The following is a 20,944-nucleotide window of genomic DNA, read 5'->3' on the forward strand; positions in this document are numbered from 1 at the left end:
TGATACGCAGATCCTGCTGCCTGCTTTTTCAAAAATCATGCGGGACGCCTCTGGCGTAGTCTTTTTATCCAGATGGCACGAGGCTCAGCATGGCGCGCGACACACGTCGTTTTTTTCTGCGGGACAGAACACACGCTGACCATACAGAGCTGGACCAGCTTATTGGCCCTCTGACTTCTGAGACGGCTTATCGCCGCTATCTGAAAAGCCTTGCCGCGTTCCGGGCCGGAGCAGAGCAGGCTGTCAGTAAGGCACTCTGGCCAGAAAGCCTTACTGGCTGGTCCCCTGTCTCTCTCGGCCGTACGATGCAGGCTGATCTGCACGATCTTGAGGAAAGTACAACACCCCTGCCCCCATTTCCTACGCCTGCGTCTGTTCCGGCATTGCTTGGCGCTCTTTACGTTCTGGAAGGATCCTCGCTCGGAGCCCGCTTTCTGGCCAGACAGGTGGCGACACTGGGCTATTCACAGGATTTTGGAGCAAGGCATCTGGCTGTTCAGACGGCCTCCCCTGATAACTGGCAGCATTTTCTACATCGTCTGGATGCCTCGTCCGAATGGGATGCGGAAGAGGCCGCAGGTAGCGCCCGCACCCTGTTCCAGTATGCACTCCATTCCGTAAGGCACACGGATAGCCTTACTGCCATCTATCATGGTTGAGTTTGGTCAGGCGGACCTCACAAGCTGCGATAAAGAACCTATCCATATTCCCGGCAGTATTCAGCCGCATGGCTGTCTGCTGGCCTGTGAGCGCGAGGGGTTCCGGGTGCGGCGTCTGTCCGCCAACGCGGCCTCCATGCTGGGGCTGGAAGGGCTTGCCCCCGGCAGCCTGCTTTCAGACCATCTGAGTGCCGCCACGCTGCATACGCTGCGGAATGCTCTGGCAAACAGCCTCTCACTAGGCCGTCCGGCCTATGTTTTTGGTGAGCAGATTACGCAGCACGGCCGGTTTGATCTCTCAGTCCATATGTCTGGTGACGATATGGTTATTGAGTGCGAACCAGAGGGCGCGCCGGAAGACAACAACCAGTTTGTTGCCAACCTGCGCATGATGCTCGACCGCCTGCGCGACATAGCGGACATGGAGCGGCTGTTTAGCGCCGTTGTGCGGCTGATGCGGGGCATGCTGCATTATGACCGCGTGATGATCTATCGCTTTGACCCGGACTGGTCTGGCAAGATTGTTGCTGAAGCACGCTTTTCTGCGCTTGAAAGCTTTCTCGGGCAGCACTTCCCCAGTGCGGATATTCCCGTGCAGGCCAGAGAACTCTACCGCCGGGCCCTGATCCGTATGATCGGGGATGTCAGCTACACGCCTGTGCCTATGCAGCAACTTCCGGGGCTGGGCGCGCTGGATATGTCTCTTTCCCAGTTGCGGAGTGTCTCGCCCGTTCATTGCGAATATCTGTCCAATATGGGCGTGGGGGCGTCCATGTCCATTTCTCTGATGGTGGACGGAAAATTATGGGGCATGATTGCCTGCCATAATTATTCTCCTAAAATTCTGACGCTGGGGGAGCGCACAATCGTCAAGATTTTTGGCGAATTTGTTGCGCTGCGGATTGTGGTTCTGCTCAGAACCAGCCGCCTGCACGTCACCCAGCAAACCCATAGTCTGATTGAAAATTTCCTCAGAGACGCTGTTCCGATGTCGGACATGCCCTCTTACCTGCGTGAGCATATTGCGGATCTGGCCCCGCTTATTCCCTGTGATGGCATCGGGTTGTGGATTGACGGACAATGGACAACCTATGGCACAGCGCCATCGCCCCGGAGACGGTTCTCAGCCTTGTTTCCATCGCTCATGAACGGGCGGGACACCAGATCTGGCATACGGACCACCTGAAGGACATTGTTCCCGATGCACCGGCTATGTTGCCGGACGTGGCCGGGGTTATGATTATCCCGATTTCGGCCCAGCCGAACGATTATGTGTTTCTGTTCCGCCGGGAAATCCTCCAGACTCTCAACTGGGGCGGTGACCCGAACAAAACCTATACCAACGGCCCGCTTGGCCCCCGCCTGACGCCGCGTACCAGTTTTGCCATCTGGAAAGAGGAAGTTCGGGAAAAATGCCTCCCCTGGACAGATAATAATCTGGAAGCGGCGGGACTGGTGCGTTCCGGTCTGATTGAGGTCATGAGTGCCTACCACCAGCAGCAACTGAAAGAACGTGCGCAGGCTGATACCCGCCAGCGCATGCTGAATGAGGAACTCAGCCACCGGGTCAAAAATATTCTTGCAGTTGTCCGCTCTCTCATGGCGCAGCCTGTGCCCGAGGGCCGGACATTGCAGGAGCATTTTGATGTGCTGCAGGGCCGCGTGAAGGCGCTGGCCCATGCGCATGATCAGGTTGTCCGCACAGATGGCGGCGGTCTGCTTTACCCCTTGCTGGATGCGGAACTTGCCCCTTACCGGCTTCTGCCGGATACCATCACGCTGTCTGGCCCGCCTGTCTGGCTGACGGGGCGTGCGCTGTCCGTCATGGCGCTGATTGTGCATGAACTGGCGACGAATGCCGCGAAATATGGGGCGTTTTCTACGCAGGAAGGACGCCTGCATGTGCGCTGGTGGCAGGATGAGGCAACGCAGGACTGGATAGTTACCTGGCAGGAAACCGGCGGCCCCACCATCAGCCTGTCTACCCGTAAGGGATTTGGTTCCATTCTGCTGGACCGGGCTGTTCCGCATGAGTTGCATGGCAAAACACAAAAAGAGTTTCGAACTGAAGGGCTTTTCATCCGTTTTGATCTACCAGCCCACCATGCTGAATTGATCACACAGGAGAACAGCGCCATGCAGGAGCCCGTGAGAGCAGACGTCATGCAGGCAGATCGCATCCGGTTGCAGGACAAGAACATTCTGATTGTAGAAGATCAGCTTCTGATCGCGATGGATGTTGAACAGGCACTTGCTGACTATGGATTGTCTCAGGTGCGCTCTGTCTCTTCTGTGTATGAAGCCCTTCAGGCTATCCGCACGGATCAGCCTGACTGTGCCCTGCTTGACTTCAATCTTGGGGATGAAACTTCTGCCGATATTGCACGTGCACTGAGGGAGCGTGAGATTCCGTTCCTGTTTGCCACCGGTTATGCGGACCGCTCCATGATCCCGACCGAATTCCGGGATGTGCCGGTTGTGCGCAAGCCTTACGCCCCGGCAACGCTGATCAGGGAAATGGAAAAACTGCTCAGTCGACCGGATGTGTCAGGGGCATAATTCCCACGGTACGGGAACCATCCCGATCCGCTGTGTGGTAACATGGTAAACTGAGCGGACCAGCGTTTCTGATAGCACCTGCTCTGGCAGGCCATGGGCCCGGACTGCGCCGTTCTGCATCAGGACAAGCTTGTCACAAAAACGGGCGGCCAGTCCGAGGTCATGCAGGACGACGACGACCGCTTTACCGTCCTGATACGCAGCCTGCCGGAAGAGGTTCATCACCATCAGCGCATGGGCCGGGTCCAGTGCGGCAACAGGTTCATCTGCGAGCAGAACGGGCGCATCAACACAGAGCGTCCGGCACAAAGCCAGCCGGGCCAGTTCACCCCCGGAAAGACGATGCGCTGCGCGATCAGCACTTTCAGTCAGACCTGTTTTTTGCAATGCCTCCGCGACTTGGGGGTGCCTTAGCGCGACAGTGCCACTCTCCCCATGCGCAAGCCTGCCCAGTGCGGCAACGTGCCGCACGCTCATAGGAGGTGGGCGCACGCTCTCCTGCGGCATAAAGGCAATCTGCCGCGCCCGTCTTGATGGAGGTATAGACGCAAGAGAGTCCTCGCCAAGCATCACACGCCCCATATCCGGTGCCAAAAGCCCGGCAAGAACACGGAGCAGACTACTCTTCCCTGCCCCGTTTGGTCCGATAAGCCCCACCACGGCCCCGGCCTGCACAGAGAGGGTCACCGACCGCAGGATCTGTCGTTCACCGAGAGACAGAGACACATCCAGCGCAGTCAGCCTGTTCATACTCCGTCCTTCCGTAGTCTCAGCACGCGGTGGAAAAAGACAGGGGAACCAACCAGAGCCGTCAGCACTCCAAGCTGAAGTTCAGGACCGGAAGCGGTCATGCGCACGATGTTATCCGCCACGAGAAGCAAAGCGGCCCCACCCCAGAAGGATGGCCAGAGCAGGCGTGAGGGCTGATATCCTGTCCATCCTCTCAGGAGGTGAGGCACAACCAGTCCGACAAACCCGATTGCACCAGAAACCGCAACGCAGGACCCAACAGCCAGAGCAGTCCCCAGCACAACCCGCATCTGGACGCCGCGCCAGCCAGTAAGAGCAAAGCCCATACTGCTCGCGACGTCTTCCCCTAGTGTCAGAGCATCCAGCGCGCGGCCTGTTGTCAGCATCAGCGCAACACCCAGAATGCTTCCGGGCAGGCAGATGGCGACATCCGTGAATGTCCGGTCCGTCAGTGACCCCATCAGCCAGTGCATAATTTCAAAAGAGGCGTAAGGACTTGGGACGAGATTAAGCGTCAGGGCTGTCAGAGCCGCAGTAAATCCGCTTAAGGCCGCGCCTGCCAGCAACAGCACCAGTACACCCCCATTGCCCACCAGCAACATCAGCAAAGCCACGGCAGCAAACGCGCCGATCAGCCCCCCCAGTGGGAGTGCTATTAACGAAAGCTGCATCAGTCCGGTGTAAAAGACGCAGACCGCCCCCAGCGCTGCACCGCCCGATACGCCCAGAATACCGGGGTCCGCAAGCGGGTTACGCATATAGCCCTGTAAGGTTGCGCCTGAAAGACCCAGAACACCCCCGACCAGAAGCCCCAGAAGTGCTCGGGGCAGACGCAGTTGTTCCAGAATAATCGCGCCTGCGCTATGGCGGCCCGCCAGACTGTCCTGCAAGGCCTGTAGTCCGGCAATGGAGCTTTCCCCGTGCCAGAGTGACACAAGAAACAGCACGCCAACGCACGCAGCCAGAGAAAGGGAAAGGCTCCGTATCTGCTTGTCTCCGGTCATTTGAGCGCCTCCAATGCAGCCTTGCTGGCTTTAAGGCGGCTGATCACGTCCAGCGTTTGCGGCAGACCACACAGCCATAATCTGGCCGGAATATCTGCCCTGTGCGCCTGCGGAAAGGCGTTCTGTAAAACAGGATTATCCAGCATGGACTGCGCTATGGAATAACCACGACCAGAACGATCCAGAATGAGCAGATCAGGCGGATGTGCTATCAGAGTTTCCAGAGGGAGCTTTGCCATATGCCCGGCGCCTTTGCGGGCTGTATAGTTCTGAAAGCCCGCATGACGCAGAACATCGTCCGGCAGACTCCCCGGCTGGGTTACAAATCCGTTGGCCGCGTAGATCGCCGCAACAGAGCCGTCTGCTGCCGTAACGCTCTGCTCCGCCAAGCGCTGCCGAAAAGACGCAACCAGTTCTCGGCCTCGCTCAGGCTCACCAATAGCCTCCGCAACGCTCATAATCTGAGCCGGAATATCTTCCAGTTTATCCGCAGGACGAAGTGCGACAACAGGTAACCCCAGAGATCTGGCGACCTGCATCGCTACGCGCGCCGTATAGGTGCCACCCAGCACAATATCCGGGTTGCTTGCGACAACAGCCTCGGCGGAAACACGTAAGGTCGGCACTGTACGAGCCTGTTCACACAGCACAGAATTCTGGCAGTCACGCACCATGGGGCTAAGCCCCGCTATATTTTCGGGTTTTGCCAGCATCAGCACAAGCTGGTCAGTGCACAGATTGAGCGAGGCAATCCTGTGTTTTGGCGCGGCCAGAGTGGTAGTCGGCCCGGAGTAGAGCAGCATGATAAGAAAAAACCGACGCCACATCAGCAGGTTACCAACCTGATGGACTGGTAGAAGCGGAGTGGCATAGTGGCGTTGATCCCGTGACACAGCATTTCTGTCACCAGATCGTCTCGAGGCAGAGCAACAAGGCATACTGCAAGCAGAGGCTTTGCCCCTTTAACAGCCTTCCAAAAAAGACTGCTCCCGAGACTATCTGATTACGTCTGGCAGAGGACAGGTTTCATGGTGCGCAGACCTGTAAAAACCTGCCTCTCTGCCCCCTCAGAAAGCCGCAAAGCCGGGACGTGTCAAGAACAGCGCGTAAACGGCTCATGCAATGCCCGGCGTCTGACGCACCGTGGCAGGAGTGTTTGCAGCATGCTGAGCGTTGCCGTGGCGGAAAGTCCGGTTTCATTGGAAAACCGGGTCAGTTCTTCTTCTGTAAAGAACTGGCGGATTTCTTCTTCCGTGGCGGCGGGGGCATCATCCTGCCTCTGCCAGAGACGAATAACGTCGATCATCCCTGCCGCACTGGCCCGCTGTTCCAGCTTACTGGGGGCATCCGGGCGGGGCACCGGACCGAGCAGGTCATTCAGAAGGGAGAGCATGCCGGAGACATCCTGACTGGCCAGTGTCATGAAGTCACCCGTTTTGGTGACGGCAGATGTGAGCTGTTCTGTAATTTTCATGGAACCCACCTTGACCTTTTATGGTCCGCAGAACGTCCGCCTGATCTGCTCCTGCCTTATCGGATCGCCCTGCTCAACCAGATAAACTCTCTTCACGGGAAGACAGATTAGGGATGCTGGAGGAGCCTGTTCTGCCAACGCCTGCCCGAAGACTCTGTTGCGTGGTTAGAAGCGCCTCACCAGAACGTGTTTGCAAAGCGAGGGAATGGGCAGCCGCAGGCCTTACAGGCCAAGCATTTTGCACCAGAGAGAGAGGACATGGTCCCGGCTGAAAAGAGCCATGCGGTCTTTTCCATTCCGCGAAAATGCGAGACGTGTTTCCGGGTCTGCCATCAGGCTTAAAAGCCCTTCCGCCAGCCCCGCGACATCACCCTGCGGCACCAGAAGCCCCGTTTTGCCCGGAACAAGAATTTCGGCAGGACCAGTTTCACAGTCAAAGGCAACAATCGGCACGCCAAACGCCGCGGCCTCCAGCATGACCATGGGTAAACCCTCAAACCGGGAGGAACAGGCCATGAGTCCGGCCTGACCAAACAGCGTTGCAACGTCCTTCTGCGCGGGGCCGACAGAAGCATGAGCCAGTGTGGCCGCCTGTTCTGTCAGCATGGCTTTTTGAGGCCCGTCTCCAACAATCGTCAGACGCCAGCCTTCCGAGTGCGGGTCACGCTCGACCAGTCTCCAGGCTTCAAGCAGGCGATCAAACCCCTTTTGCGGACTTAACCGGCCCAGTGCCAGCACGGTACGGGCTGTGATATCGTACGGTTTTTCGGCCACAGGAGGTGCCATATTGGGAATACAATGCACCTGCGCTCTGGGCCGCGCTTTTTGCAGCCAGAGCGCCTGATCCCGATGCGTCAGTGTGACAACGTCATTCGCCCATTTTGCGGCAATAGCCCGCCCCCATCGCCGCTTTTTTTTGCCCAGATCAACCGTGTAGTTAAAATGTTCCCAGACAATACAGCGTATTCCCGCCAGTCTGGCCGCAGCAACCGCGTAGAGCGCATGCGTTGATTCAACAACAACGAGTGTTTCAAGATTTCTGGATTTTATAAGCCGGTAGAGGCGCAGTATCAGGCTGGGGGCTGACCAGAGAAGCGAGACATGCTTCGTTGATAAAACATCACGCTGGATACGATCATCCAGAAAATACGCAGGCGGCCCTTCAGACACGACTTCTATCAGCGTGATATCGGCTTTTTCCACCAGTCCGTTTATCACGGCACAGCAGGTACGTTCCGTACCGCCCATCAGGCCTATGGTATGGATAACAAACCCAATGCGCATTTCAACTCCCTCTCCGGTCATAGTGCCGGAGCGCATTTTAAACATGCGCTAGTGTTTTCTGGCCTTACCAAGCAGGCTGGACATCAGCAAAAGATAAGCCTGCCCGCCACAATCAATGGCAAAAGGCTTGACGGCGTCCGCCAGCGTCTGGCTATCCGGTGCAGGCTTTCCCAAAACAGCAATCATGGCCTGCGCGAGGGCAGAGCTGTCTCCTACCGGCACAACATGCACAGCCTCGCAACACGCGACAAAGTCTCGTGCTGCGGGCGTGCAGTCTGTTGTGATCACCTGCCGCCCGGCGGCCAAAGCTTCCAGAATAACAGCACCGTATCCTTCCCGCCGGGAAGAGAGAACAAACAGACGCGCCTCATCCAGATAAGGGCGAATGTCCGTAACATAACCCGTCAGCCTGACTTTATCCTGCACACCTTTACGAACGGCGAGGTCCTGCAAAGCCTGATGGTCCGGCCCTGCCCCACAGATCGTCAGTGTCGCTGAAGGATATCGTCTGGAAACCGATGCAAAAGCGTCAATTAACAGATCAAACCCTTTGGCATGTGTCAGCCTGCCGGCTGCCAGAATATTCAGGCTGGCTGCATCCGGCATGCGCGGAGCCGGCAGGCTGCCGCAGAGTGCCGGTAAAGGAATAACCTCCGTTACTGACCGCCTGAATAACTTATTAGCTTGCTGGGCTGTCGTGCAATCGAGCGCAATCAGTCTGTCAGATTTTTTCAGCAGAATACGCATGCGCATGTTAAAAATTTTCTGTGCCCATGCGGCGCGGCCCGGTTTATAAATCGGGGAACTGATCTGTGTCAGAATAACGGGGCGTACCTTAACGGGCAGTTTCCCGAGGTAATACGCAACAGGCCAGTGATAATTTCCGGGGACAAAACAGGCTTTTACAGGGTTTTTCTGAAAATACTGCGCCGCCTTGCGCGCAAGCTGCGTCATGGAAGACGCCGACCGGCAAAGTGGCTGAGGCGCAATGACCAGATGGACGGCCGGGTCCAGCAAATTCTGCATCTCGCCCTCGCTGGCTCCGGCAAATATCACAACAGGATGCCCCTGCTGCGCCCAGTAATTCGCAAGGCGGATTGCAATCCGCTCGGACCCGCCAAAGACAAAATCATGAATGACAATGCCAATGGAAAAAGCGTCTTGCTGTGTCAGCATAGTTTTTGCAGAATTTTTCTGGTTTCGCGCATGAGTTCAATAGACAGCCCGTGCGCGGAAAGTTCTGTCCGTTTTACATCAAATACCGTCACCGCCCCTGCGGCGGAAAGCGTATGCATGCCTTCCGTATAGGGGGAAAAGTCTTCCGGGATTTTGATCCGGGAACCCGCATGCGTCACAACATGCTCAGGCGTAAGTTTCTCAAACCATAAGGGTCTTATAGCGCCGCCATAAGTCCATGAGCAGTCCTGCACTGGCAGCATGACCTGCCCCCTCAGAACCCGCGGTGTTCCGCCGGGCCTGGTGCTGGCGGAATGGAGGCGCACAGGATTACCGGGGTGCCGTGTCCACGGGCCGTGCAACTGCTCTGCAAAGGCCAGATGCAATTCCCCGACAGGTTTTGGCGGCTTGCTGGCCGGGGTATAAAAAAGCCACCACAAGCCATCATGGTAAAAAGGCGTTGCGTCCACCGCCACATCTGGCCCGAGATCAATAACGCAAGCAGGCTCCCACACATCCGGGAAAGACTGCGCACGATAAAGGGTCAGCTTTCCTGAGTGATAGGCTTCCGGCAGCATCCAGATTGCGCCGTCCGCTTCAAAAACAAAGGGGTAAGACAGATGCCATGGCTCAGAAAGCGCAACACGCTGCTCCAGTAATCTGAAGCCTGTGTCATAAAGAAAGACTTCTATAATGCCGTGTCTGGTACGATAATCGAATGTCTCAACAAAGACATAAAGAATATCATCTTTCCAAAATCCGAATGGATCAGCCATAAACTGGAAAGGTTTCAGGGCAGGAAGCCACGCAACAGGGTCTGCTCTTACGCAGCCGTCTTCAATAATGGCATCCAGAGGCACGTCGGAAATGCCAACGCGCCAGATATCTTTACGAAGACCCAATTAAAAAACCTTTTATATTCTCAAATTGACACAGCTTTCCTGTCTTCTTTGGCAGACATAATGAACACTTAAATTTTTATCAAGGCCAGCGCCTGCACGGCAAGCAGGAGCACCACAGAATGCTCCCTTCCCTTTTTTGCACGTCTTGCCCGCTCAGCATGACAGACCGCACTGTTTCACCCGCCATACTGTGCGTCAGACACCTGTTCCAGCCAGTCAACCGGAGATCCATTCAGTTTTTCCTGAATGGCAATGTGGCTCATGGCTGTAGTTGCTGTCGCGCCATGCCAGTGCTTTTCCCCCGGCGCAAACCAGACCGTATCACCGGGATGGATTTCCTGAACAGGGCCGCCTTCACGTTGCACCCATCCACATCCAGCCGTCACAATAAGGGTTTGTCCAAGTGGGTGTGTATGCCAGGCTGTCCGCGCACCCGGTTCAAACGTGACAAGAGCCGTGGTGACCTGTGCAGGCTCCGGCGGATTGAACAAAGGATCAATGCGCACGGTCCCGGTAAACCAGTCAGACGGACCGATAGCAGAGGGTTGTGACCCAACGCGTTTAATATCCATGATAAATACTCCTGTTATATCGTCCGGAAATGTCGTGTTAGTCTGGATAGTCTCTCTGAATATCCAAAAGAGTCATGGCTGGCGGGTTAACCGCTGTGTCACAAAAGCCAGAAGTGCAGCGATGCCGAGGACACAGGCACTCGCGGTAAACGTGGCCTGATATCCTATGCCGTCGAACAGAATGCCGCCACAGGTTGCGCCAAGCGTAATGGCAAGCTGGACGACCGCGACCATAAGGCCTCCGCCCGCTTCCGCATCCCGCGGGAGCGTTCTGGCCAGCCAGGTCCACCACCCTACGGGTGCTGAGGTTGAAAACAGCCCCCATGCGGCCAGTATGACAGCGCACATAATAGTCGATTGTCCAAAAGCAATCAGGCCCATAGCCAGAAATGCCATCACGATCGGGATGGAAATCAGAACAGGATAAACGCTGGTTTTTAGCAGACCCCCGATCAGCACAGTGCCGATAAAGCCGGACAGTCCCATTAACAGCAGGATAAAGGACAGCGTGGAGACATTCACATGCGCGACTGTCTCAAGAAACGGCCGGACATATGTGAATAATGTAAACTGACCCATAAAAAACAGGCTGACGGCCGCCATGCCGAATGTCACACTCGGTCGCCTCAGCAACGCAAAAACACTTGCAGAGTGCGGCGTGCGTTCACTGGGCATGGATGGAAGGCTGATAAGCTGCCAGACCAGAACAAGAACCGCCACAGGAACCACGCAGAAAAACGCGCCACGCCAGCCAATCAGGCTGCCGAGAAAGCTGCCAGCCGGAGCGGCAATCACCGTCGCCAGAGCGTTTCCACCATTCAGAATAGCCAGTGCCCGTGGTACATGATGCTCTTCTACCAGCCGCATGGCCGTGGCCGCGGACATGGACCAGAAACCGCCGATAACAACACCAATCATCGCGCGCCCAAGCATGAAAATGATATAGTTGGGCGCAAGAGCGACAACAGTCCCTGATATAATCATCATGCCGATAAGGGTGAGTAGCAGCGTTTTGCGATTCAGGCCCTTGGCAAGTGAGGAAATGAACAAGCTGGTCAGGACAGCAAAAGCACCGGACACCGAGATGGCCTGTCCGGCCTGCCCTTCCGTAATATGGAGATCGGCCGCAATTGGCGTCAGAAGGCTGACAGGCATGAATTCCGAGGCAACGAGCGCAAAGGCTCCAAGAGACATGGCCAGCACTGCCCCCCATGATCCGGGCTGCGTGTTTACGCCCGAAGTTGTGTCGGGACCCGTGTAAGAAGTTGTGTCCATTCCGCCTCGTTATTACGATATTTTATAGTCATAGCTGGTCATTTGCCATTTCAGGCACATCGCCAGACAAAGTTGTTCAGTAATTAACCGTTCACGGCACGAAGTTTTGTGTTGCCAATGTCGCATGACCTGCTTCGCTCTTAACCATAAGAAACAAGGGGGCGCGGGACTAGACCCAATAATACGAGCATCGTCATGAGCCATTCTCATGAATGAGCGCTTTAGAGTCTTGTGACTTGTGAACGTGCGTAAATCAGAGAAACCGGCAGAGCGCCGTTCTTGCGTTGCTTAGGCTGTGCAAGGGATTTTTTGGAGAATGAAACAGGCGGGTTATGCCTGTTCAAGAAGGCATAACCCGTTATTTTTAAGAACGTCGAGCCTGAAAAACTCAGACGGTCTGACGTGTTGGCCGGAAAAGAATTTCGTTGATATCAACATCTTCCGGCTGGCTGATTGCAAACGCAACACATCGGGCAAAAGAGTCCGCCCCGATCGCAAAACCGGGCACAACACTCCGGAGTTGTTCCGCTGTTGCTTCATCATGGATACCGTTGAGCAGTTCAGACTGAACCGCGCCCGGTGAAATCACGGTGGTGCGCAGGTTATAAGGCTTTACTTCTGCCCGCAGCCCTTCTGAGAGCGCCCGAACAGCAAATTTTGTGGCGGAATAAACAGCACTGTTTTCAAGAACACGATGCCCGGCCACAGAAGAGACATTAATAATCTGGCCGCTTTTCTGGACCTTCATATGAGGAAGAGCGGCAGCAATACCATACAGAACCCCTTTGATGTTCACATCAATCATCAGGTCCCATTCATCAACCCGCAGTTTTTCAAGCGGAGAGAGCGGCATGACCCCTGCATTGTTCAGCAGGACGTCAATCCGGCCATAAGTCTTAACTGCCGTATCCACAAGTGTCTGAACAGACGCCCGGTCTGTCACATCCGTTTCAACCGCCAGCGCTTTGCCACCTTTGGCGGTAATAGCATCTGCAAGGGTTTTAATCCGTTCTTCGCGGCGAGCACCCAGCACAACTGTAGCGCCTAGTTCTGCAAGATGCCGGGCTGCTTCTGCCCCCAGTCCGCTGCTTGCCCCTGTGATAACGACGATCTTGTTTGCAACAAGGTTACTCATAATCTGGCTCCGTCTTTATTAGTGGTCAGTTTTTTCGAACTTGAGAACAAAATTGTCTCCCTCACCGATCGCAGCATATTTGGCGCGATCTTTATCCCCGAGAGCGAAGGTTGGCGGCAGGGTCCAGACCCCTTTGGGCCAGTTGGCTGTATCACGCGGGTTGGCATTGATTTCTGAGGAGCCAACCAGCCGGAATCCTGCCTTTTCAATCAGGGCAATGGCATAAGGCTGACGGACGTATCCGTCCTCCGCATGCGGGTCCTGCGGAGCATTGGTATGTCCGCGGTGATCTTCAACACCAAAGATTCCGCCAGTTTTCAGAACCCGGTGAATGGCCGCAAGCATCTGTGGCGCATTCCCGGCTTCCATCCAGTTGTGGATGTTTCGGAAGGTCAGAACGAAATCTGCGCTGTTGGGCGGCGCAAAATCGAGATGGTCTCCGTCAAACTGTGTGGTCTTAAAGGTGCCCTTAAGCTCAGGATGCGCTTCCATCATTTTACTAAACGCGGAACCAGCCTGATCTTCTCGTCCGAGGGCCAGAGTGTAAGCGCCTTTTTCATGCAGATACGGGGCGAGGATCTGCGTCCAGTAACCCCCGCCGGGCCAGATCTCGATAACATTTGCGTCCGGACGCAGGCCAAAGAACTGTAATTCCTCCAGAGGGTGCCGGATCTGGTCACGGGCGACAAAGCGCGCATCCCGCGTTGTTGCGTGAACTGACTGTTCCAGCGTCGGGGCCGCGAGGGCGTTTCCTGATACAATCATGGAAACCGCACAGGCGAGAGGATAAACCGCTTTCATGATGTTTCTTTCACTCAGCTTCTGCGCAAAAATCACACAGGCTCATTATGTAGGGTCTCAGCACGTTTATGATTAGCCCCTTCAGGCTGCATACGCTCTTCCATTTTACTCATGAATGCGAAGCATGCAGCGGGGTTTGCCGCATTTCTTCTACAAACAGCGCAAAAGGCATCGTATTCTGGTGGTGGTGCGGAAAGCAAAGGTGATATCCGGTCCAGTATGGGCACCAGTCTTCAAGCACTTTGACCAACCGCCCATCGGCAATAAATTTTTCTGCAACTATTTCCGGCATGTGTGCAAGCCCCAGCCCATCCAGACAGGCATCCCGTACCGGGAAAATACTGTTGAAGATCAGAGGTCCATCGACACGAACTTTAAGATCCCGACCATTTTTCTCAAATTCCCACGCATAAATACCGCCATAAGTAGGCAGGCGCATGGTGATGCACCGATGCTTCAGCAGGTCAGACGGTACCTTTGGCTTAGGGTTTTTCCTGAAATACGATTTTGTACCAACCACGACAAAGCGGATATCCGGTGTGAGTGGTATCGAGGTCATTTCCTTGGTCACCTGCTCCCCGAGCCTGATCCCGGCATCAAAGCGCTCGGCAGCAATATCCACGAGTTTGAGGTCCGCACTGATCTCAATTTTCACATCCGGATATTTTTTAAGGAACGCCTCAATCCTTGGGCGAAGAATATAGGCAATTACATCATCAGGGGCGGTCAGGCGGATCATCCCGCTCGGCTGCCCCCGCAACTGCCCCAGAGCCGCGATCTGGGTTTCAATCTGGTCAAAATGCGGACCAATATTGCGAATGAGGTAGTCCCCAGCATTTGTGGGCGTGACGCTACGTGTGGTGCGTGTCAGCAAACGCAGGCCAAGGCGTTCCTCCAGAAGCCGGATTGTATGGCTCAGCGCAGATTGTGAGACCCCCAGCTTTGCGGCCGCTCGTGTAAAGCTGCGCTCGCGCGCAACCGCCAGAAACGCGAGCAGGTCATTCAGGTTCTCGCGTGACATCTATGAGCCCTCTTCATCACTAAGCTTCTATTATTTTAAGCAAAATGCCTTCCTGCGTCGAGATACCGCTCACCTCACTCTGGCGTGCTTAAAAAACGGATGATTTTCAGGTTTCGTTCGGGGCGATAACGCCCTCATGGTGCGCCTTATGTGTCCCCTTATTGATGAAAAAAACTCATCAGCATGTTCAGAATATAGCATCTAGTCGTATCGATCAGAGATCTTTTATGATCATGTCTGTTGTTTACCCCAAAAGTTTTCAGACGCTGGGCGATACGACTCACAAACTTCAAAAGAACTTAATACGATCCTGATGCGAAAAGAGGAAATCGCCAGTTTATGGGTATTGTTGGTCTCGCACTCCGGAAACCCTATACATTTATTGTAGGGGCGATCTTAGTTCTTCTTCTTGGTGTTTCTGCTATTTTCAGAACGCCCACTGATATTTTTCCCAATATCGACATTCCGGTCATTACCGTCGTGTGGTACTATGATGGTCTGTCTGCACCGGAAACCGAAAAACGCATTAGTACCTATACAGAGTTTTCTCACAGCTTTTTCGTCAATAATCTGCGGACGATTGAAAGCCAGACCACACCCGGTCTTGTGCTTCAAAAGCTGTATTTCCAGCCGGGAGTGGATATCGGGGTCGCTCTCGGGCAGACCGTTGCCGCCACGCAATCCATCCGTGCCCAGCTCCCACCGGGCGTGCAGCCCCCCATTATCATGCAATACAGCGCCTCCAGCGTGGCTGTTCTCCAGCTTTCCCTGTCTTCTGACAAGCTGACGGAAAGCGAACTGTACGATTATGGCGTGTATCGTCTGCGGCAGCAGATGGCGCCTGTTCCCGGTACGCTCCTGCCCCCGCCGCATGGCGGCAAGATCCGCCAGATCATGGTCGATATTGATCCGACCAAGTTGCAGGCCATGAAAATCAGCCCGCTGGATGTCTCCAACGCCATCAACGCCCAGAACCTGACACTTCCGGGTGGCACGGTGAAATTCGGGCCGTCTCAATACAACATCCAGATGAACGGCATCCCGTATTTTTCAAAGCAGCTCAACAACATTCCGCTGCGCAAAGACCCGAATACCGGTGCTATCATCCGCATCCGCGATGTCGCGCAGGTCCGTGACGGCTGGGAGGTGCAGCATAACGTGGTGCGCCGTGAAGGGCAGCGCTCGGTCCTGCTGCGGATCATGAAAGCCGGGAATGCGTCCACACTGGCGGTTGTGAACGCCATGCGAGACACGGTTCTGCCCATCTCACGCGCCGCAGCGCCTCCGGGCATGAAGATTGACGAACTGTTCGATCAGTCCCTGTTTGTGAAAGCTGCCATCAAAGGCGTGGCGTCTGAAGCCGTGATTGCCGGTCTGCTGACAGCCGCCATGATCCTTGCCTTTCTGGCAAGCTGGCGTTCCACGCTGATTGTGGCAGTCTCCATCCCACTCGCGATCCTGTCTTCCATCGCCATTCTCTCTGCTACCGGAGAGACGCTCAATCTCATGACACTGGGCGGCCTCGCACTAGCCGTGGGCATTCTGGTCGATGATGCGACAGTCACGATCGAGAACATCCACCGTCTGCATCATGACGGGACTGAACTGCGCAAAGCCGTGCTGGATGGTGCTGCGGGCATTGCCCTGCCGACACTGGTGTCCACACTGGCTATTTCCTGTGTGTTTGTATCTGTGGAATTCCTGACCGGACCATCACGCTTCTTGTTCACGCCTATGGCGCTGGCCGTTGTGTATGCGATGCTGGCCTCCTACGTCATCAGCCGGACTCTGGTGCCGATTTTTGCGGCTCTTCTGCTGCGCTCCGAAGAACAGGCCAAAAAGCGCCGTGAAGAAGCTGGAAAGCCCCCCACGATTTTTGAACGGTTCGGCGCGAAATTTGATGCCCGGTTCGAGCGCCTTCGGAACGGTTATGAAAAGACGTTGTCTGGCCTTCTGAACAGCGCGTGGAAAGTTCCGGCCCTGGGCGGCATCTTTGTTCTGGGCGCGGTGCTTCTTGCAACGCAGGTGGGGCAAGACTTCTTCCCGGTTATTGATGCCGGCGAGTTCAAACTCCATGTTCGCGCACCTGCAGGCACGCGGATTGAGACCACCGAACGAATTTTCGATCAGGTTGAAGATACCATTCGCGAAGTTGTTCCCAAGAATGAGCGCGAGCTTGTGCTCGATGATATCGGTATCCCCTTCCGTTATTCCATGCCCCTTGATGATGGCTCAACCATCGGCCCGAATGACGGGCAGATCATGGTGGCGCTCAAAGAAAAGCATCGTCCGACAGCGGAGTATATCAGCCGTCTGCGCACGGTTCTGGCCAAGCGTTTCCCTGATGTCGTGTTCTATTTCCAGCCCGCCGACATGGTGACGCAGATCCTGAATTTTGGTCTGACATCCCAGATTGATGTGCGGATCACAGGCTACGATCAGGCGAATAACCGCGTGGTTATGGGCAAGATCATGAAGGACATGCGGCATGTGCGTGGTCTGGTGGATGTGCATCTGCACCAGCAGCTTGCAGCCCCTGCCCTGAACGTGTCGATCGACCGTGAACGGGCACAGGACCTCAATCTCGTTCTGAACGATGTAGCCCGTAGCGTCATGGTCTCGCAGGCGTCCTCCAACACCGTCACGCCGAACTTCTGGCCCGATCCGCAGATGGGAACGCTTTACCCGGTTGCCGTGCAGACACCGCAATATCAGGTCAATACCGTTGATGATCTGGGCAAGCTGGTGGTGGCAGGGAATGCATCACAGGCGGCCGCAATCCCGACCCTTTTGCGGAATGTGGCGACCATTGAACGCACGGTAGCGCCTGACGTGATTTCACACAGCAACATCCAGCCGGTTCTGGATATCGACGCCAGCGCCGAGGATCGTGACCTCGGGAGCATTGCGCGGGATATCGGGCGGATCGTCGCGCGTCATAAAGGCGATTTGAAACCCGGCAACAACATCGAGGTGGCAGGGCAGATTGACAGCATGAACACCTCGTTCACGCGGCTCGAACTGGGTCTGCTGATAGCGGCCATTGCGGTCTATCTGCTGATGGTCGTGAACTTCCAGTCCTTCATGGACCCGCTGGTTGTCATACTGGGTCTGCCGGGCGCCATGTGCGGCATCGTTCTCATGCTTTTCGTCACGGGGACAACCTTCTCCGTGCCTTCACTCATGGGGGCGATCATGAGCGTGGGCGTGGCAAGTGCCAATTCCATCCTGCTCGTCACCTTCGCCAAGGAAAGTCGTGCCCATGGCATGACCGCCATGGAGGCAGCGATGGAAGCCGGGCGGGAACGTCTGAGACCAATTTTAATGACGTCCCTTGCGATGGTGATCGGCATGCTGCCGATGTCGCTGGGCCTCGGAGACGGCGGTGAGCAGAACGCGCCTCTGGGCCGCGCCGTGATTGGTGGGCTGATGATTGGCACCTGCACCACGCTTTTTGTTGTCCCCTGGCTCTACAGCCGTTTGCGCCGTCGTGAATCCCGCATGCTTGAGGAATATGAGAATGTCGTCTGATCCTGTCATGTCTCACTCTGGCCACGAACGCAGGCGGCTTTCCACCGGCCTTGTTGCCGGACTGGCTGTTATCGTCGCAGTTGGTTATGGCGTTTATACCCATGTCGAACGCGCACACGCGGTCACGGCAACGGCCAGAGAACGCGACCAGCAGGTTCCGGATGTGCGGACCATGATCGCGCGTGCTTCGACACAACCTTTGTCGCTAGACCTGCCGGGCGAGACAGTGGGGATTGAGACAACACCCATTGGGGCCCGCGCCTCGGGCTATATCGACAAGCGGTTTGTGGATATTGGAACTCCTGTGCAGGCCGGACAGGTTCTGGCGATTATCCGTGCGCCGGAACTCGATCACCGTGTTGAGCAGGCGCAGGCCACACTGGCGCAGGCTCGCGCCAATCTGGCTCTGGCGCAGATTACCGCTCGGCGGTCCGGCGGACTTGTCGGCGGTGGGGCTGTCAGCAAACAGAATTTCGATGTGGACCGTCTGACACAAAATGTCCGGCAGGCGGAACAGAAAGCCGCTGATGCCGTGCTGGCTGAAACCGCGCAACGTCAGGCCTACACGAGCATTACCGCACCTTATGACGGCGTAGTGACAGGCAGGGCCGTGGAAGCCGGGGATCTGGTGAGCGCCGATAGCACAGCGCGTCCGCTCTTTGTCGTGACCCGCACGGATCGTCTGCGGGTGCGGGTGCATGTTCCACAGGATGCGGCTCTGACACTCAAGGTTGGGGAACCAGCCAGTATGAGTGTGCCGGAACGGCCCGGACAGATTTTTAAGGGTACGGTCACGCGGACAGGGCACGCGCTGGAACAGGGGAGTCGTATGCTACCCGTCGAGATAGAAATTGATAATCACGATAATCGCCTGACAGCCGGGCTCTATGCGGAAATCCATTTTAACCTGCCACGGGCGGCCCCCGTTATTATGGTTCCCTCAGAAGCCCTCAATTATGAGGCTGATGGGCTGTCTGTTGAAACTGTCGAAGCTGACAATAAAATTGCGGTTCGCAAGGTCAAGATCGGCCGGGACTATGGCGATCATCTGGAAATTCTGGATGGCCTGCCCGATGGCAGCCAGCTTGTGGTGCATCCCCCGTCCGCTTTGCATGCAGGCAGCATAGTCGCGCCGCAACTCGACAAATCTTTGAAAGTGCTCTGATCGTGCGGTCTTCTTCTGCATACGGCATGGCGCTGCTTGCACTTCTGGGCGGCTGCACCATGATTCCAAACTATCATAAGCCAGAGGCCCCTGTTGCATCCGTCTGGCCACAGGGGCAGAGCACTGGTACTTCCGGGCAGGACGCATCCGCTCTCCTGCAAGACTGGCGGTCTTTCTATCGGGACCCCGTCATGCAGAGCCTCATTGCGCGTGCGCTGGAAAATAACAGGGATCTGCGTATTGCCCAGCAGCAGACGGCGGCAGCAAGCTCCCAGTTTGATATTGAAAACGCCGCTCTTTTTCCGACACTAAACGGCACTGCGGGCGCCAATATCCAGAAAATGAATTCGCATATCTGGAGCCTCTCCCGCACAGATGAACCGATTTACATGCGTCAATATGCCGTAGGGTTTGGTGTTTCCGCCTATGAAGTGGACCTGTGGGGCCGCATCCGGAGCGCCTCCAGAGCCTCGTTCGACCGGTATATGGCCAGTGCTTTCAATCAGCAGGTCATGAGGCTGAGCATTATATCCAGTGTCGCGACGGCCATGCTGAACTGGGTGGCCAATACTCAGGCGCTTGCCGTGACACAGGCTGTTCTGGCCAACAGGCAGCATACATATATTCTGGTAAAACAGACGGCGGATGTCGGCACCGGCACGCAACTTGATGTCGCGGAAGCCGAAGCTGCTCTGCATGATGCCGAAACCAATCTGCAACTCTACACACGCCAGCGCGCAGAGGCTCTTGATCAGCTAACGCTTCTGGTTGGTTCTCCGCTCCCGGAGGCAACCATGCAGTCCATGAGCACCAAAGCTTCTCTGAACGCCGTTGTCGCGTTCCCGGATGTGCCGGAAGGATTGCCGTCTGACATGATTGCCCGGCGGCCGGATATTGCGGCGTCGGAAGGTGAGTTGCGTGCTGCCAATGACGATATTGGTGCAGCGCGGGCCGAGTTCTTTCCAAAAATCCAGATCACGGCGGCCAATGGTACCGCAAGCAACAATATTACCCGCCTCTTCCAGAGCGGCATGGGCGCATGGAACGTCGCACCGCAGATTACCCTGCCACTTTTTGACGCGGGCCGTCTGACAGCCCAGCTCAAGCAGGCCCATGCCCGCAAACGAGAAGACGTGGCGCGCTACGAACGCACGATCCAGTCCGCGTTTCGGGAAGTCGCGGACGCTCTGGCCGGGCGGGAGACGTTTATCAAGCAGCTTACAGCCCAGCAGGCGTCAGTTTCTGCCACACAGCGGCAATACACACTGGCTTTGCAGAGGTTTAAAGCAGGATATGACCCCTATCTGGCCACGCTGATTGCTCAGAGAGGCTGGTATACCGCCGAACTGGCAGCCATTACGACCCAGCTTCAGACCATGTCCAACAGCATTACCCTCTATAAAGCGCTGGGAGGCGGCTGGGGGGAGCACCTGCCCCCGCGCAGCACCTCTCTGTCTGAGCATGTTCTGTAAATGTTGAACCAGACAAACCCTTCAAAACGGACCATCTGAGCCTGCGACAGGCGGAGAAATGAGAACTGGCATTTCTCCCCTCGCCTTCCTGCCTCGTGATTAAGACATTCCTGAGGGGGGTGCCTGAGGCTTGTTGCAGTTGCTCCTCCAAAAATTCTACGTGC

18 protein-coding genes are annotated in these 20,944 nt (G+C 55.9%); 6 read left to right on the forward strand and 12 right to left on the reverse strand.

The genetic code is table 11. The features are described 5' to 3' along the window. Window positions 1–89 precede the first annotated feature (89 nt). Genes JK199_RS06280 through JK199_RS15960 form a run of 3 tightly spaced genes read left to right on the forward strand, consistent with a single transcriptional unit; the run spans window position 90 to window position 3,218 of the window. Window positions 90–659 carry a biliverdin-producing heme oxygenase gene (locus tag JK199_RS06280; protein ID WP_212374582.1) on the forward strand — a complete coding sequence of 190 codons (570 nt, stop codon included), beginning with the start codon at window positions 90–92 and terminating at the stop codon, window positions 657–659. Beyond that, window positions 652–1,845 carry a GAF domain-containing protein gene (locus JK199_RS06285; protein WP_280528584.1) on the forward strand — a complete coding sequence of 398 codons (1,194 nt, stop codon included), beginning with the start codon at window positions 652–654 and terminating at the stop codon, window positions 1,843–1,845. The genes JK199_RS06280 and JK199_RS06285 overlap by 8 nt, the downstream gene beginning before the upstream one ends. Then, window positions 1,740–3,218: an HWE histidine kinase domain-containing protein gene (locus JK199_RS15960; RefSeq protein WP_280528585.1), complete on the forward strand. Its 1,479-nt coding sequence runs from the start codon at window positions 1,740–1,742 to the stop codon at window positions 3,216–3,218. Before JK199_RS06285 ends, JK199_RS15960 begins: the two co-directional genes overlap by 106 nt. Here the strand turns inward: JK199_RS15960 and JK199_RS06290 are convergent. The 12 genes from JK199_RS06290 to JK199_RS06345 all read right to left on the reverse strand — a co-directional run bounded on the left by JK199_RS06290 (window position 3,207) and on the right by JK199_RS06345 (window position 14,612). Beyond that, entirely contained in the window at window positions 3,207–3,968 is a 762-nt protein-coding gene (locus JK199_RS06290; RefSeq protein WP_212374584.1) for an ABC transporter ATP-binding protein, read from the reverse strand. The two genes, JK199_RS15960 and JK199_RS06290, sit on opposite strands and share 12 nt — an antisense overlap. Next, window positions 3,965–4,972 (reverse strand): FecCD family ABC transporter permease, encoded by a 1,008-nt coding sequence (locus tag JK199_RS06295; protein ID WP_212374586.1) that lies wholly within the window; start codon window positions 4,970–4,972, stop codon window positions 3,965–3,967. The genes JK199_RS06290 and JK199_RS06295 overlap by 4 nt, the downstream gene beginning before the upstream one ends. Continuing rightward, window positions 4,969–5,775, reverse strand: coding sequence for an ABC transporter substrate-binding protein (locus JK199_RS06300; protein ID WP_212374704.1), 807 nt, complete (start codon window positions 5,773–5,775; stop codon window positions 4,969–4,971). Before JK199_RS06300 ends, JK199_RS06295 begins: the two co-directional genes overlap by 4 nt. Window positions 5,776–6,065: 290 nt before the next feature. Next, window positions 6,066–6,446: a hypothetical protein gene (locus JK199_RS06305; RefSeq protein ID WP_025825603.1), complete on the reverse strand. Its 381-nt coding sequence runs from the start codon at window positions 6,444–6,446 to the stop codon at window positions 6,066–6,068. 222 nt (window positions 6,447–6,668) lie between these two features. Next, complete coding sequence (locus JK199_RS06310) at window positions 6,669–7,730, reverse strand: glycosyltransferase family 4 protein (protein WP_212374588.1); 1,062 nt, start codon at window positions 7,728–7,730, stop codon at window positions 6,669–6,671. Between the two features lie 48 nt (window positions 7,731–7,778). After that, window positions 7,779–8,906, reverse strand: coding sequence for a glycosyltransferase (locus tag JK199_RS06315; RefSeq protein ID WP_212374590.1), 1,128 nt, complete (start codon window positions 8,904–8,906; stop codon window positions 7,779–7,781). After that, the gene (locus JK199_RS06320) at window positions 8,900–9,808 is read right to left on the reverse strand and encodes a glucosamine inositolphosphorylceramide transferase family protein (protein WP_212374591.1); all 909 of its coding nucleotides are present in this window, start codon (window positions 9,806–9,808) and stop codon (window positions 8,900–8,902) included. The genes JK199_RS06315 and JK199_RS06320 overlap by 7 nt, the downstream gene beginning before the upstream one ends. Window positions 9,809–9,984: 176 nt before the next feature. Beyond that, the gene (locus tag JK199_RS06325; protein ID WP_212374593.1) at window positions 9,985–10,380 is read right to left on the reverse strand and encodes a (R)-mandelonitrile lyase; all 396 of its coding nucleotides are present in this window, start codon (window positions 10,378–10,380) and stop codon (window positions 9,985–9,987) included. A 72-nt stretch (window positions 10,381–10,452) separates the two neighbouring features. Continuing rightward, on the reverse strand, window positions 10,453–11,655 hold the full coding sequence (locus JK199_RS06330) for an MFS transporter (RefSeq protein WP_342356293.1): 1,203 nt from the start codon (window positions 11,653–11,655) through the stop codon (window positions 10,453–10,455). A 388-nt stretch (window positions 11,656–12,043) separates the two neighbouring features. Continuing rightward, the gene (locus JK199_RS06335) at window positions 12,044–12,790 is read right to left on the reverse strand and encodes an SDR family oxidoreductase (protein WP_212374596.1); all 747 of its coding nucleotides are present in this window, start codon (window positions 12,788–12,790) and stop codon (window positions 12,044–12,046) included. Window positions 12,791–12,808: 18 nt separating this feature from the next. After that, window positions 12,809–13,591, reverse strand: coding sequence for a class I SAM-dependent methyltransferase (locus JK199_RS06340; RefSeq protein WP_212374598.1), 783 nt, complete (start codon window positions 13,589–13,591; stop codon window positions 12,809–12,811). Between the two features lie 109 nt (window positions 13,592–13,700). Then, on the reverse strand, window positions 13,701–14,612 hold the full coding sequence (locus tag JK199_RS06345) for a LysR family transcriptional regulator (RefSeq protein WP_212374600.1): 912 nt from the start codon (window positions 14,610–14,612) through the stop codon (window positions 13,701–13,703). Between the two features lie 339 nt (window positions 14,613–14,951). Here JK199_RS06345 and JK199_RS06350 point away from each other — a divergent pair, with 339 nt between their 5' ends. From JK199_RS06350 to JK199_RS06360, 3 genes are read left to right on the forward strand one after another with little or no spacing between them, the layout of a single operon-like run. Beyond that, window positions 14,952–18,143, forward strand: a complete 3,192-nt coding sequence (locus tag JK199_RS06350) for an efflux RND transporter permease subunit (RefSeq protein ID WP_212374602.1) — start codon at window positions 14,952–14,954, stop codon at window positions 18,141–18,143. Further along, a complete protein-coding gene (locus JK199_RS06355) occupies window positions 18,133–19,308 on the forward strand; it encodes an efflux RND transporter periplasmic adaptor subunit (RefSeq protein WP_212374605.1) in 1,176 nt (391 codons plus the stop codon). The genes JK199_RS06350 and JK199_RS06355 overlap by 11 nt, the downstream gene beginning before the upstream one ends. Before the next feature lie 2 nt (window positions 19,309–19,310). Continuing rightward, complete coding sequence (locus JK199_RS06360) at window positions 19,311–20,780, forward strand: efflux transporter outer membrane subunit (protein ID WP_342356294.1); 1,470 nt, start codon at window positions 19,311–19,313, stop codon at window positions 20,778–20,780. Window positions 20,781–20,944: the final 164 nt, after the last annotated feature.

The organism is Acetobacter persici (genome assembly GCF_018256955.1).
In the GTDB taxonomy this organism is placed as follows: domain Bacteria; phylum Pseudomonadota; class Alphaproteobacteria; order Acetobacterales; family Acetobacteraceae; genus Acetobacter; species Acetobacter persici.

What these genes read in the sequence shown, in the direction of transcription:
- JK199_RS06335 (WP_212374596.1), bottom strand. Translation starts at nt 12,790, where the DNA reads ATGAGTAACCTTGTTGCAAACAAGATCGTCGTTATCACAGGGGCAAGC.
- JK199_RS06325 (WP_212374593.1), bottom strand. Translation starts at nt 10,380, where the DNA reads ATGGATATTAAACGCGTTGGGTCACAACCCTCTGCTATCGGTCCGTCT.
- JK199_RS06355 (WP_212374605.1), top strand. Translation starts at nt 18,133, where the DNA reads ATGTCGTCTGATCCTGTCATGTCTCACTCTGGCCACGAACGCAGGCGG.
- JK199_RS06315 (WP_212374590.1), bottom strand. Translation starts at nt 8,906, where the DNA reads ATGCTGACACAGCAAGACGCTTTTTCCATTGGCATTGTCATTCATGAT.
- JK199_RS06290 (WP_212374584.1), bottom strand. Translation starts at nt 3,968, where the DNA reads ATGAACAGGCTGACTGCGCTGGATGTGTCTCTGTCTCTCGGTGAACGA.
- JK199_RS06345 (WP_212374600.1), bottom strand. Translation starts at nt 14,612, where the DNA reads ATGTCACGCGAGAACCTGAATGACCTGCTCGCGTTTCTGGCGGTTGCG.
- JK199_RS06340 (WP_212374598.1), bottom strand. Translation starts at nt 13,591, where the DNA reads ATGAAAGCGGTTTATCCTCTCGCCTGTGCGGTTTCCATGATTGTATCA.
- JK199_RS06310 (WP_212374588.1), bottom strand. Translation starts at nt 7,730, where the DNA reads ATGCGCATTGGGTTTGTTATCCATACCATAGGCCTGATGGGCGGTACG.
- JK199_RS15960 (WP_280528585.1), top strand. Translation starts at nt 1,740, where the DNA reads ATGGACAACCTATGGCACAGCGCCATCGCCCCGGAGACGGTTCTCAGC.
- JK199_RS06280 (WP_212374582.1), top strand. Translation starts at nt 90, where the DNA reads ATGGCGCGCGACACACGTCGTTTTTTTCTGCGGGACAGAACACACGCT.
- JK199_RS06305 (WP_025825603.1), bottom strand. Translation starts at nt 6,446, where the DNA reads ATGAAAATTACAGAACAGCTCACATCTGCCGTCACCAAAACGGGTGAC.
- JK199_RS06285 (WP_280528584.1), top strand. Translation starts at nt 652, where the DNA reads ATGGTTGAGTTTGGTCAGGCGGACCTCACAAGCTGCGATAAAGAACCT.
- JK199_RS06350 (WP_212374602.1), top strand. Translation starts at nt 14,952, where the DNA reads ATGGGTATTGTTGGTCTCGCACTCCGGAAACCCTATACATTTATTGTA.
- JK199_RS06300 (WP_212374704.1), bottom strand. Translation starts at nt 5,775, where the DNA reads ATGCTGCTCTACTCCGGGCCGACTACCACTCTGGCCGCGCCAAAACAC.
- JK199_RS06295 (WP_212374586.1), bottom strand. Translation starts at nt 4,972, where the DNA reads ATGACCGGAGACAAGCAGATACGGAGCCTTTCCCTTTCTCTGGCTGCG.
- JK199_RS06330 (WP_342356293.1), bottom strand. Translation starts at nt 11,655, where the DNA reads ATGGACACAACTTCTTACACGGGTCCCGACACAACTTCGGGCGTAAAC.